Source organism: Devosia sp. (genome assembly GCF_025809055.1).
In the GTDB taxonomy this organism is placed as follows: Bacteria; Pseudomonadota; Alphaproteobacteria; order Rhizobiales; family Devosiaceae; genus Devosia.
Window position 1 is genome coordinate 1,715,192 of sequence record NZ_CP075529.1, and the last position, 12,646, is coordinate 1,727,837.

Annotated in this window: 13 protein-coding genes; 8 read left to right on the forward strand and 5 right to left on the reverse strand. The window is 64.1% G+C overall.

All coding sequences use genetic code 11. The features are described 5' to 3' along the window. Positions 1–3: 3 nt before the first annotated feature. From KIT02_RS08370 to epmA, 3 genes are all read right to left on the reverse strand, one after another. Complete coding sequence (locus KIT02_RS08370) at positions 4–792, reverse strand: SDR family oxidoreductase (RefSeq protein WP_297584875.1); 789 nt, start codon at positions 790–792, stop codon at positions 4–6. After that, a complete protein-coding gene (locus KIT02_RS08375; protein WP_297584886.1) occupies positions 773–1,843 on the reverse strand; it encodes a lysine-2,3-aminomutase-like protein in 1,071 nt (356 codons plus the stop codon). The genes KIT02_RS08370 and KIT02_RS08375 overlap by 20 nt, the downstream gene beginning before the upstream one ends. A gap of 163 nt (positions 1,844–2,006) precedes the next feature. Beyond that, positions 2,007–3,065: an EF-P lysine aminoacylase EpmA gene (gene epmA, locus KIT02_RS08380; protein ID WP_297584889.1), complete on the reverse strand. Its 1,059-nt coding sequence runs from the start codon at positions 3,063–3,065 to the stop codon at positions 2,007–2,009. A gap of 132 nt (positions 3,066–3,197) precedes the next feature. Here epmA and efp point away from each other — a divergent pair, with 132 nt between their 5' ends. Further along, on the forward strand, positions 3,198–3,767 hold the full coding sequence (gene efp, locus KIT02_RS08385) for an elongation factor P (RefSeq protein WP_297584892.1): 570 nt from the start codon (positions 3,198–3,200) through the stop codon (positions 3,765–3,767). 108 nt (positions 3,768–3,875) lie between these two features. Here efp and KIT02_RS08390 read toward each other — a convergent pair whose 3' ends face one another. Together KIT02_RS08390 and KIT02_RS08395 are read right to left on the reverse strand one after the other, a co-directional pair. Continuing rightward, on the reverse strand, positions 3,876–4,847 hold the full coding sequence (locus KIT02_RS08390; protein ID WP_297584895.1) for an acetylxylan esterase: 972 nt from the start codon (positions 4,845–4,847) through the stop codon (positions 3,876–3,878). Between the two features lie 58 nt (positions 4,848–4,905). After that, the gene (locus tag KIT02_RS08395; protein WP_297584897.1) at positions 4,906–5,325 is read right to left on the reverse strand and encodes a hypothetical protein; all 420 of its coding nucleotides are present in this window, start codon (positions 5,323–5,325) and stop codon (positions 4,906–4,908) included. Positions 5,326–5,519: 194 nt separating this feature from the next. Between KIT02_RS08395 and fgd the strand changes: the two genes are divergently transcribed. The 7 genes from fgd (at position 5,520) to KIT02_RS08430 (ending at position 12,634) form a co-directional block, all read left to right on the forward strand. Next, positions 5,520–6,521 (forward strand): glucose-6-phosphate dehydrogenase (coenzyme-F420), encoded by a 1,002-nt coding sequence (gene fgd / locus KIT02_RS08400; RefSeq protein ID WP_297584899.1) that lies wholly within the window; start codon positions 5,520–5,522, stop codon positions 6,519–6,521. A 155-nt stretch (positions 6,522–6,676) separates the two neighbouring features. Next, entirely contained in the window at positions 6,677–7,489 is an 813-nt protein-coding gene (cofE, locus tag KIT02_RS08405; RefSeq protein ID WP_297584901.1) for a coenzyme F420-0:L-glutamate ligase, read from the forward strand. Between the two features lie 3 nt (positions 7,490–7,492). After that, positions 7,493–8,470, forward strand: coding sequence for a putative F420-0 ABC transporter substrate-binding protein (locus KIT02_RS08410; protein WP_297584903.1), 978 nt, complete (start codon positions 7,493–7,495; stop codon positions 8,468–8,470). Between the two features lie 151 nt (positions 8,471–8,621). Continuing rightward, positions 8,622–9,623: a putative F420-0 ABC transporter permease subunit gene (locus KIT02_RS08415; protein WP_297584905.1), complete on the forward strand. Its 1,002-nt coding sequence runs from the start codon at positions 8,622–8,624 to the stop codon at positions 9,621–9,623. Further along, a complete protein-coding gene (locus tag KIT02_RS08420; RefSeq protein ID WP_297584907.1) occupies positions 9,620–10,411 on the forward strand; it encodes an ABC transporter ATP-binding protein in 792 nt (263 codons plus the stop codon). Before KIT02_RS08415 ends, KIT02_RS08420 begins: the two co-directional genes overlap by 4 nt. A 74-nt stretch (positions 10,412–10,485) precedes the next feature. After that, complete coding sequence (locus KIT02_RS08425) at positions 10,486–11,487, forward strand: TIGR03842 family LLM class F420-dependent oxidoreductase (protein WP_297584909.1); 1,002 nt, start codon at positions 10,486–10,488, stop codon at positions 11,485–11,487. A 160-nt stretch (positions 11,488–11,647) separates the two neighbouring features. Beyond that, on the forward strand, positions 11,648–12,634 hold the full coding sequence (locus KIT02_RS08430) for a BMP family protein (protein ID WP_297584911.1): 987 nt from the start codon (positions 11,648–11,650) through the stop codon (positions 12,632–12,634). Positions 12,635–12,646: the final 12 nt, after the last annotated feature.

The window sequence follows — 12,646 nt, forward strand, 5'->3', positions numbered from 1 at the left end:
TGGCTACCAGCAGCAGAAGCCGCCATCGACCAGCAGGTCGACGCCGGTGACGAAGCTTGCTGCCTCGGACAGCAGAAACACCGCCGGTCCGACCATCTCATCCGGTCGCGCCATGCGTCCCATCGGCGTCTGCTCCTCGAACAGCCTGGTCTGGTGCACCATTTCCGGTCGGGTGTTCATCGGCGTTGCCGTGTAGCCCGGACTGATCGTGTTGACGCGAATGCCGCGTCCCACCCATTCCATCGCCAGCGATTTCGACATGTGGATGACGCCGGCCTTGGAGGCGTTGTAATGCGCCTGCGACAGGCCACGATTGACGATGACGCCGGACATGGAGGCAATGTTGACGATAGCACCGCGGCCATGGGCCAGCATGGCGCGCGCCTCTGCCTGGCAGGACAGGAACACGCCCTTGAGGTTGATATCCATCAGCGTCTGATACTGATCGAGCGCCATGTCCTCTGCCGCATTGGCATTGGCGATGCCCGCCGCATTGACGGCCAGTGACAAAGGCCCCAGTTCCGCCTCGAGCCCGCCGACAGCATCGGCCAGTGCTTCAGCATCGGTGACATCGACAGCCAGTGACAGGCTGCGCCGTCCGGTCGTGGCAATTTCTGCTGCCGTATCGGCCAGACCACCATCGGACCGCCGGTCGAGCAGCGCCACATCGGCCCCGCATTGCGCCAACCCAACGGCGATACGCTGACCGATGCCGCTGCCGGCGCCGGTGACCAGCGCCACATTGCCCGACAGGTCGAACTGTTTTGCAGCATTAATCGCGGTCATCATCATCCCCCCCGAATTCACCTGCCTGCGCCGGCGGATAGGCATGTTCGCCACCCTGCCAGTCGCGGACGGTAAAGCAGCCATCGCCGCCCGTCACGCTGGCCGCACCGATATCAGCCTTGCCGTGGCCCCCGGGAATATCAAGCACGTAGGTCGGCTGGCACAGCCCGGAAATCCTGCCCCTGAGCGCAGCGACAAGCGCCTGCCCCTCTGCGATGCCGACGCGAAAGTGCCCGGTGCCGGGGGCCAGGTCGGGGTGGTGCAGGTAATAGGGCTTGATCCGGTTCTCGACGAAGGTCCGCATCAGCGCCGCCAGCGTTGCGACATCGTCGTTAACGCCCCTGAGCAGCACCGATTGGCTGATAAGGGCGATGCCGCCCTCAAACAGGCGCGCGATTGCCGCCCGCGCCAGCGGCGTAAATTCGCGCGGATGATTGGCATGGACCGCCAGATAAGTGGTCTTGCCGCTGGCGGTGAGCGCCGCCACCATCGCCGCATCGATCCGCTCCGGCTCGACCACCGGAACCCGCGTGTGAAAGCGCACAATCTTGACATGCTCGATGCGGGCCAGCCGCTCCATGATCGCGCGCAGGCGCCGGGGCGACAGCACCAGGGGATCACCCCCGGTGAGGATGACTTCCCAGATTTCATCATGGCCCGCGATGTAGGCCATTGCCGCATCGAGCTCTTGCTCGGTCAGCGTGCCAAGGCCCTGCGGGCCCACCATTTCGCGGCGGAAGCAGAATCGGCAATAGACGGGGCAGACATGCACGGCCTTGAGCAGCACCCGGTCGGGATAGCGATGGACAATGCCCTCGACCGGCGAATGGGTGAGGTCACCGATGGGATCGGTTCGCTCTTCGGGCGTCGTGACCAGTTCGGCGGCGGATGGCACATATTGGCGCGCGATCGGGTCATTGGGGTCAGCCGGATCGATCAGTTCACGCACCGCCGGGGTAATGCCGATGGCATATTTTTCGGCGACGGCGGCTAGGTTGCCTTCTCCAGTGACCAGCCCCGCATCGATCAAACTCCGAACAGTCTTGATGGGGATCACCCTTTGCCCCCCTCATCCGCCCTTCGGGCACCTTCTCCCACGAGGGGAGAAGGGGGACGCTGTGACCGGCCATACACCGGACCACCCTTCTCCCCTCGTGGGAGAAGGTGGCTCGTGCGCAGCGCGAGACGGATGAGGGGCCCTTGGGCCTCGACAAGCCTGCTCATTCCGCCACCGGCGCCCAAAGTACCGCCTCGATCCGTTGCGCGCCCGTGGCCAGCATCACCAGCCGGTCAAAACCCAGGGCCACCCCACTGGCTTCGGGCATGTGCGCCAGCGCGGCGAGAAATTCCTCGTCCAGCGGATAGCGTTCGCCATAGATGCGGGCCTTCTCTGCCATTTCCGTTTCGAAGCGCGTCCGCTGTTCGGTCGCATCGGTCAATTCGCCAAATCCATTGGCCAGTTCGACGCCTGAGGCGTAGACCTCGAACCGCTCCGACACCCGCCGGTCGCCCGGCACCCGCCGCGCCAGTGCCGCCTCGACCGCCGGATAGCGATCCAGCACCGTCACCCGCCCATTGCCCAGCTTTGGTTCGACCTTGTCGACCAGAATATGGGTGAAGAGATAGGACCAGGCACGGTCCTCGGGCACCGCCATGCCGGCGCGCACCATCTGCTCAGCCAGTTTCGCGCCATCGGCCGTTCCCTCGGCATCAAGCGTCGCCAGAAGGTCGATCCCGGCATGGACCATGAACGCCTCGGCCACGCTGATGCGTTCGGCCTCTGCCCGTGGATCACACTCCCGTCCGCGAAAACTGAACCGATCGATACCCGTGGTTTCCGCCGCCAGCCGGATCAGCGCCAGGGTGTCGGCAATGATGGCTTCGTAGGGTTCTTCCACCCGGTACCATTCCAGCATGGTGAATTCGGGGTGGTGGAGCGCGCTGCGCTCGCGGTTGCGCCAGACGTGCTGGAGACTGGCAATGCGCCGCTCACCCGCCGCCAGCAGCTTCTTCATGGTGAATTCGGGCGAGGTGTGCAGATACATCGCCTGCCCCAACCCGTCTTTGCCGACCATCTCGGTGGCGAAAGCGTGCAGGTGCGTCTCGTTGCCGGGAGAACGCTGCAGCCCGGGCGGATCAACAATGAGGAAATCGCGCTCCGCCAGCCACAACCGCACCGCAGCATCGATGCGCGAACGGGCCATGAGGGCAGGACGGCGATCGGCGTGCCGGTCGGGATGCCACCAGGGCGTCTGCTCATTGCGGCTTGATGCCGTCATCGTCGGCTTTCTTGCGGTCCGGTCTGGCGAAAGGTCGCGGAATATTGTATCGGGCGCACCACGAAACGGAATTCCGGCGCCCGGACGGCTCAGTCCTCTAGCCCGCGCCAGCGATTGCAACAAGGAAGAATTATGGTCAAGGTCATCGCCTCGTCCCTGCGCAAAGGCAATGTCGTCGAGCAGGACAACAACCTGCACGTCATCCTGACGGCCGAAAACGTCCACCCCGGCAAGGGCAATTCGGTGACCAACGTCACCATGCGCCGCATTTCCGATGGCGTGAAGGTGATCGGCCGCTGGCGCACGGTGGAAATGGTCGAAAAGGCCGACGTGGATGATCGCGAATACGACTATCTCTATTCGGACGGCGAGGGCCACCACTTCATGGAGCCCTCGACCTATGAGCAGATCACGGTGTCCGACGATGTCGTGGGTGACCAGAAGGCCTATCTCACCGATGGCATGAAGGTGCACCTGATGACCCATGAGGGCATCGCGCTTTCCATGGACCTGCCGCAGCGCCTGACCTTCGAGATCGTCGAGACTGAACCGGTGGTCAAGGGCCAGACGGCGTCCTCGTCCTACAAGCCCGCCGTGCTCAACAACGGCCTGCGCGTCATGGTCCCGCCCCATATCGACACCGGCACTCGCATCGTCATCCTGACCGAAGACAATTCCTATGTCGAACGCGCCAAGGACTAAAGTCCGGCGCCGCGTCGCGGCTCACGGGGCAAGCCGGAACACCCCATAAAGCACACCCCCAAATCAAGGCATAAAGAACGGGCCCTTCCGGGCCCGTTTTTATTGACATCACACGCCAAACCGCTTGCTCAGCCAGGCCATCTGCTGCCGGTCCTGGAACGGCCCGCCGCCTTCGTGATTGTTGAACTCGTATTCGATGATCGACTTGTCGCTTCCCGCAAAGGCCTTGTAGGCGCCATAAATCGTCGAAGGCGGGCAGACATCATCCATCAGCGCCACCGAAAACAGGGCAGCCGCCTTGCTCCGGCGGGCGAAATTGACGCCGTCGAAATAGCGCAGGGTGTTGAATACGGTCTCCTTGTTGTCCCGATGCTGGGCCAGATACCGCACGATTTCGAGGTACGGGTCGCGCCCGGCAACGCGCACCGCGCGCGGAAAATCGCACAGGAACGGCACGTCCGACATCACGGCCTTGACGCGGCTGTCGATGCCCGCAGCCGCCAGCGCTATGCCGCCGCCCTGAGATCCGCCGCAGACTGCGATCCGCTCGGGGTCAACGAAATCCTGATCCGCCATGGCGTCGATGGCGCGCACCGCATCGGTGAAAAGCCGGCGATAGTAATAATCGTTACGCTCGAGAATGCCCTTGGTCATTACCCCGGGAATCTGGCTCGTCGAACCAACTGGGTCAGGCGTGGCGCCCGTGCTCCAGCTCGCCCCCTGGCCGCGCGTATCCATGCGGAAATAGGCAAAGCCGGATGCGGCCCAGTGCAGCATTTCGTGCGGAAAGCCGCGCCCGCCGCCATAGCCGACATATTGCACGAGCAGAGGCAGCTTCTCTGTCCGCTGGCGGGGCAGCACCAGCCAACCCCGAACCTTTTGCCCGCCAAAGCCGGGAAAGGTGACATCAAAAACCTCAAGCAGTTTCAGCGTCGTGTCGGCCGGCGCCATGTCAACCTGGCCGCCCGCCGCGCGGGCTTCGCCAAGTGTCGCCTCCCAGAAGGCGCCGAAATCATCCGGCAGGGTGACGCGGCTCTCATACTGGTCGAGGGCGGGGTGAACGAGATCGGGAAAGGGCACGCTGAGCTCCACGCAAAGGTTCAAACCTTCCATACCAGAGCGTGCGGATTCGGCCCATTCAGTTCCGGATAAACTGTCCCCGATGATAGCGAATGGCCGCCAGGTCGGGCCAGAGGGCCCGGTTTTCCGGCAGGTGAAGCGGGCCGCCCGGCTGGACGATGCCATCATCCGCGCGGGTCAAAATTTGATAGTCGTCTGAAATCAGCACATGACCCTTGGCGAGCAGCCCGTGCGCAACCATGTCGACGACGATACCCTTGCCGGGCAGCAGAATGGAGCTCCCCTCAAGGGGCTCGAACATGAAAACCGACAGGTCCGGGTGCGGGCCAGCGCTGTGCGGCGTAAAGACATGTCCCGTCACGGCGCAGCGATACCCATAGGCATCGAGCAGGAACTGGACGTAATCGACAGCCTGGCCGAACGCGAACCCGGTCTGGTCCATTTCTGAGAACCCGCTTGCCTCCTCGTCTTTGCCCATACGGAAATCCCCCGGTCGGGGAATACCATAGAGGTTGGCCCGGATTTGACAATCGCGGGAACGGAAGTGCCGGACCGGTCACAATTTCGTCCGCCGCAAGGGTGTCCGAATCTGAAAGGGTGCGGATCAGGCCTTGACGAATTTCAATTTTTGACCAAACGATCAAAAACCGGGTTGGAACAGGGAGACTGACCATGCGGTTCGGCTACAAGGCCTCGGCGGAGCAGTTCGCCCCCAATACACTTCTCGGCTTTGCCGTGGAAGCGGAAGCGGCGGGCTTTGACTCGGTCTTCGTCTCCGACCACTTCCAGCCATGGAAACATACCGACGGCCATGCCCCCTTCGCCCCGGGCTGGATGTCGGCGGTGCTGGCTCGCACCGAACGCATCGTGCTCGGCACCTCGGTGCTGACCCCGACCTTCCGGCTGCATCCGACCGTGGTTGCCCACGCCTTCGGCACCATGGGGGCCATGTTCCCCGGCCGGGTCATACTCGGTGTCGGCACGGGTGAAGGCCTCAACGAAGTGCCGGCGACCGGCATGGTCTGGCCGGAGCTCAAGGAGCGCTCGGCCCGCCTGCGCGAGGCGGTGAAGCTCATCCGCCAACTCTGGAGCGAAGATCGCGTCACCTTCGAGGGACAATATTACCAGACGGTCAGCGCCACCATCTACGACAAGCCCGCCGAGCCCGTGCCGATCTATATTGCCGCTGGCGGCCCGCTCAACGCCAAATATGCCGGGCGAGCCGGGGATGGCTTCATCTGCACCTCCGGCAAGGGCGCCGAGCTCTATACGCAGGAACTGCTGCCCAATGTCGAGGTCGGGCGCGGCGAGAGCGACCGGCGGGACAAGCCGTTCGAACGTATGATCGAGGTCAAGGTGTCCTTCGACCCCGACGCCGAGCGGGCCTTGCAGGATTGCCGCAACTGGGCGGCCCTGTCGCTGTCGGCGGAAGAAAAGCACTCGGTTGAGGACCCCGAGGAAATGGAACGGCTGGCCGCAGCCCTGCCCATCGAGCGGGTCGCCAAACGCTGGATCGTCTCTTCCGATCCCGATGAACACGTCGCCGCCATCAAGACCTATATCGATTATGGTTTCGACCACCTGGTGTTTCATGCCCCGGGCACGGACCAGAGCCGGTTCCTGCGGCTCTACGCGGCCGAAATCCTGCCCCGGCTGCGGAAGCTGGTGGGATAGATGGCCAACAGCGCGATCCATCCCCTATCCCCAAAGGTCACCCCGGCGCAGGCCGGGGCCCATCTTGAAATCTCAGGATGGATCCCGGCTCAAGGCCGGGATGACATCGATGATCGCTGCAGCAAAGGCGTCATCTGCAAAAAGGCACGGTGGTCATGACCCCCCGCTTTTCCGTCTGGGGCATTACCGGCCTCCCCGAGATCGCGCCAGGTGATGACCTCGTGACCCTGATCGCCGATGCCGTTGCCGCCCAGACCGCCACCGATCCCGGTCTTGCCCTGGAGGCTGGCGACATCCTCGTCGTCACCAGCAAGATCATCTCGAAATCCGAAGGCATGCAGGTTCCGGCGGCCGACCGCGAAAAGGCGATTGCCGCCGACACGGTTCGTGTCGTGGCCGAGCGGGTCCATCCCGGCGGCACCTTCCGGATCGTGGAAACGCGGCAGGGCCTGGTGATGGCGGCCGCCGGCATCGACATGTCCAATGTGCCCGAAGGCGTGGCCCTGCGTCTCCCCGCCGATCCCGATGCCTCGGCCCGCGCCCTTTGCGCCGGTCTGAGGACCAGGCTTGGCGTCGACATCGGCATCGTCATCACCGACACCATCGGCCGCGCCTGGCGCGTTGGCCAGACCGACATGGCCATCGGCGCCGCCGGCGTGCAACTCACCGACGATCTGCGCGGCGCCAACGACGCCAATGGCCGCCCGTTGCACGTCACCCAGGCGGTCGTCGTCGATGAAATTGCCGGCGCCGCCGATCTTGTCAAAGGCAAGACAACCGGCATTCCCGTCGCCGTTGTCCGTGGCCTCGGCCGCTTCGTGCGCGATCTCGACGCGCCTGGCGCCCGCACGCTGACCCGCACCGGCGATGATGACATGTTCCGCTTCGGCTCGGCCGAGGCCTACCGGCTCGGCTATGAAGCGGCGATGGCCGAAATCAAATCCAAGAACAAGCAGCGTCAGGATTAAGCAATGGCGACGGCCTTAAACGCACATGCCGGGTCATCCCCGCGACCGCGGGGACACCTGTTTCTCGCTTTTGCCGCCCTTCTCGCCCTGGTCCCGCAGGCCCAGGCCGCAACGATCTATCCCCATGCGGTCGACAATTGCGGCACCGTGATTTCCCTTGATGGGCCGCCACAACGCGTCGTCACCATCAAATCGACGGCCACCGAACTGCTACTGTCTCTGGGCCTGGCCGACAGGATTGTCGGTGTCGGCTTCCAGGATGGCCCCCTGCCCGACGATCTTGCCGCCGACCTGCCGGTGCTTTCGGACAAGCTCCCCAGCCAGGAGGTCGTGCTCGAGACCGAGCCGGACTTCATCTATGGCGGTTGGGAGAGCAACTTTGCCGCCGACGGTGCCGGGGAACGCGCCACGCTCGCCCGGCTCGGCATAGAGACCTATGTCGCGCCCGCCGCCTGCCGCTCCGTCGTGCCGCCCAAACTGACCTTCGAGCGCCTCTTTGCCGAATTCGGCGAGATGGGCGTCATTTTCGACGTCATCGACGCGGCCAACAGCCTGATCGAGCGGCAATCGGCCATGTTGGCAACGATCTCGCCGGACCAGCGGGGCCTTTCCGCGCTCTGGTACTCCTCCGGCACCAAGACACCCTATGTCGGTGCCGGCACCAATGCCCCGGCCATGATCATGGAAGCGCTGGGCCTTCAAAACATCTATGCCGATGTCAACGAGGGCTGGATTTCGGCCAGCTGGGAGGCCATCGTCGCCGCCAATCCCGACGTGATCGTGCTGGTCGATGCCGCGTGGAACTCGGCCGAGCAGAAGAAGGCATTGCTGGCCGAAAACCCGATCACCAGCCAACTCGACGCCGTCATCCACCAGCGTTACCTCGTCATCCCCTTCCCCGCCGCCGAAGCCGGCGTGCGCAATGTGCCGGCAACCCTGGACATGGCGGGGCAATTGGCGGGGCTGGATTTCGACGAATGAGCCTTTCGAGCGCGGCGATACCCCCACCCACCCTCCCCCTGATAGGGGGAGGAGCAATTCGCGTGCAGGGCGAGATGTGGCGCAAAGCTCCGGCCACTCTCCTCCCCCTATCAGGGGGAGGTCGGGTGGGGGTGCCGGTACAAGCGACTTCATGAACCGCCTCACCCTCCCTGCCCTCGCCCTGCTCATCCTGCTCAGCGCCGTCATCGCCGTGACCCTGGGCCCGGCTGATATCAGCGCGGGGGAGGTGTGGGCGGTTATCCTGCACCATCTTGGCCTCTTGCCCGACAGCGGCGTGACGCGCCTGCGGGACGCCATTGTCTGGGAATTGCGGCTGCCGCGCGTTGGCACGGCGCTGATCGTCGGCGCGGGCCTGGCGCTTTCCGGCGCAGTCATGCAGGCGCTGACCCGCAACCCGCTGGCCGATCCATACCTGCTCGGTCTCTCCTCCGGCGCCGCCCTCGGCGCCGTCAGCCTGGCGCTGGTCGGCCTGACCCTGCTCATGCCCATTGGCGCCTTCTTCGGGAGCCTGGCCGCGCTCGCCCTGGCCCTGCTCGTGGCGCGCCTTTTGGGCGGTGTCACGCCGAGCCGCACCATCCTCGCCGGCATCAGCATATCGGCGCTGGCCTCGGCCCTGACCTCGCTCCTCATCTTCTGGTACGCCACCGGTGACAGCTACCGGGAAATCCTCGCCTGGCTCATGGGCACGCTGTCGGGTTCGCTCTGGGCCGATGCCGGTCTCGTGGCCCTGGCGCTGGTCATTTGCGGCCCGGTCATCCTGGTCTCGGGCCGGGCGCTCGACGCCTTCGCCTTCGGCGACACGGCCGCCGCGACGCTTGGTGTCGATGTGGTGCGGCTGCGCTGGATCCTGCTCGGCACAACCGCCCTTCTCACCGGCATCATGGTTTCGGTGGGTGGTGCCATCGGCTTCGTGGGTCTCGTCGTGCCGCACGCGGTGCGCCTTGTCACTGGTTCGCGGCATCGCGCCTTGCTGCCGCACACCATGCTGGTCGGCGCCCTGTTCATGCTCTGGACCGATACGGCCGCCCGCACCCTGTTCGACCCGCGTGAACTGCCCGTCGGCATCATCACCGCCATCATCGGCGCGCCGATCTTCCTGCTCGTGCTGCTGCGCTACCGGAGGGTCACATGAGCCTTTCGGTTTCAGGCCTCTCGGTCAGCGCATCAGGCAAGACCATCGTCTCCGACATCGGCTTTGACGCGCCGGGTGGGCAGCTGACAGCCTTGATCGGACCGAACGGCGCCGGAAAATCGACGCTGCTCTCGGCGATTCTCGGCCTTGTTCCAGCCACTGGAGAGGCCCGGTTCAATGATCAGGCACTGGCCGCCCTGCCGCGTCGCGACCGTGCGCGGCTGGTCGCCCTGGTCGAGCAGTCCGCGTCCACCGAAGAGCGCCTCGAGGTGCGTGACGTGGTGGGCCTCGGCCGTCTGCCCCATGAAGCGGCATGGCAGACCGAGCCCTCGGAGCAGGATGCCGGCATCATCGACCAGGCCCTCGCCGAAACCGGCATGGCCGCATTTGCACGGCGCCGCTTCAACACCCTTTCGGGTGGCGAACAACAGCGCGTGCATCTGGCGCGGGCCCTGGCGCAACAGCCCCGGCTGCTGCTGCTGGATGAACCGACGAGCCACCTCGACATTGCCGGACAATTGCAGCTTCTGGCGCTGCTGCGGCGCAAGGCAGAAAGCGGCATGACTGTGCTTCTGGCCCTGCATGATCTCAACCTGGCTGCGCGCTTTTGCGATCATCTGGTCGTTCTGTCCGCTGGCCGCCTTGCCGCCGAGGGCGCGGTGGACACGGTTTTGACGCCGTCGCTCCTTGCCGAGGTCTATGGTGTCACGGCCCGGATCATCCCCGACGAGGGTGGCAATCGGCCCATCATCGTCTATGACGAAGCCCGCCACCAGATTCCCGATTGACAATCGGGCCCGGCCCCGCAAAAATTTGATCGGCTGGTCAAAAATTTGACCCGAAAAGGGAGCGCGGGAAAAGCATGGAATTCGGCATCACCTTCAAGGGATTTATCGAGGCCGAGCGGGCACGCTATCTGGTGCGCGCCGCCGAATATGCCGGCTTTTCCTATTGCTGGTTCTATGACAGCCACATTCTCTGGCGCGATTGCTACGCCGCCATCGCCATGTGCATGGAACACACCACCGACATGCGCTTTGGTCCACTGGTGACCAATCCCGACGTGCGCGACTGGTCGGTCGCCGCCTCCATCTTCGGTTCGCTGTCCAAGCAGTCGGGCGGCCGGTTCGACCTGGCCGTGGGCCGCGGCGACAGTTCCATGCGCGTCATGGGCAAGAAGCCTGCAACGCTGGCGCGCGTCGCCGATTTCATCGCCAAGACCAAGGCCATGGTGCGCGGCGAAGAGGTGTCCTACGGCGAAATCCCGGCCGCGGTGAAGTTTCCCTGGGCCGTCGGCCATGACATGCCAAGCTGGATTGCGGCCTATGGCCCCCTGGCCCTCAAGACGGCCGGCGAACACGCCGACGGCGTCGTCCTGCAGATCGCCGATCCGGGCCTGTGCAAATGGTTCACCGATCAATGCGTCGACGCCGGCAAGGCTGCCGGCAAGGACATGAGCACGTTCCGCTCCATGGCCGCAGCCCCCGCCTATTTCGGCGACAAGAAGCGCGCCATCGAACATGTCAAATGGTTCCCCGCCATGGTGGGCAACCACGTCGCCGACATCGTCGAGAAATATGGCGCGGACAGCGACAAGGTCCCCCAAAGCCTCACCAGCTATATCGAGAAGCGCCGGGGCTACGACTATTCCAAGCACGGCCAGGCGGATAATCCCTATCTCGATTTCATCACCGATGACGTGGTGGAAAGCTTCTGCGTGCTCGGCGAACCCGAGGATCACGTCAAGAAACTGCACGAACTCGAGGCGGCGGGGGTCACCCAGTTCAACATCTATCTCGACAGTGGCGACGAGGAGGAGATCATCGCCAATTATGGAAGGCACGTCATTCCGGCCTTCCGCTGACGACCACGAGGCGCGCCGCAGGGTGCGCCTTTTTTAATGGCCGGCCCCAGTCCGAGACTTCTGGGGAAGCCGGTTTCGACCCCTTCCAAAAGCTGCAGAATTGCTCTTTGGTTGGGCACGGGTGGAGAACGAACAAGAAAACAGCAATCAGGGAACGAAAATGACCAGGATCAATCGCCGCACCATGCTTGCGGCCATTTCACTGACCACCGCCTTGACTTTGTCCGGCGCGAGCTGGGCACAGGACGCCCTCAAGGTGGCAGCAATCTGGACCGTACCGGTCGAGCAGCAATGGGCCAGCCGCCTGCACAATGCCCTCGTGGCCGCCGAAGAGCGCGGCGAGATCGAATACCTCTATTCGGAGAACATCTCCAATACCGACTATGAACGCGTCATGCGCGAATATGCCGAGCAGGGCGTCGCGCTGATGGTGGGTGAAGCCTTCGGCGTCGAGCAGCCGGCCCGCACCGTCGCGGCCGATTATCCCGAAATCGCCTTCCTCATGGGCTCGTCCCTGCCGCCGGTGGAGCCCAATTTCGCGACCTTCGACAACTTCATTCACGAGCCAAGCTATCTCACCGGCATCATCGCGGGCATGAAGACCGAGTCCAACCAGATCGGCATGGTGGGTGGCTATGCCATTCCCGAGGTGAACCGGCTGATGCATGCCTTCATGGCCGGCGCCCTTTCGGTCAATCCCGATGTCACGTTCTCGGTGAGCTTCATCAACTCCTGGTACGATCCGCCCAAGGCCAAGGAAACCGCCTTCGCCATGGTCGATGCCGGCGCCGACATTCTCTATGCCGAACGCTTCGGCGTGTCCGACGCCGCCAAGGAACGCGGCATCTACGCCATCGGCAATGTCATCGACACAGCAGCCGACTATCCCGGCACGATCCTGGCGTCCGCGCTCTGGCATGGCGAGCCGATGATCGAACAGGCCATTGCCGATGTGAAGGCCGGCGCCTTCGCGGCATCCGACTACGGCATCTATGCCTTCATGGAATATGGCGGGTCATCCATGGTCGTGGACGAAGCCCTGGCCGGCGCCGAAGCCGTCGAAGCCGCCAAGGCGGTGGAAGCCACCATTCTCGACAAGTCCTTCACCGTCGAGATCAACGACAGCGAGCCAACCTCGACGCAGTGAGGGTTCACCCCC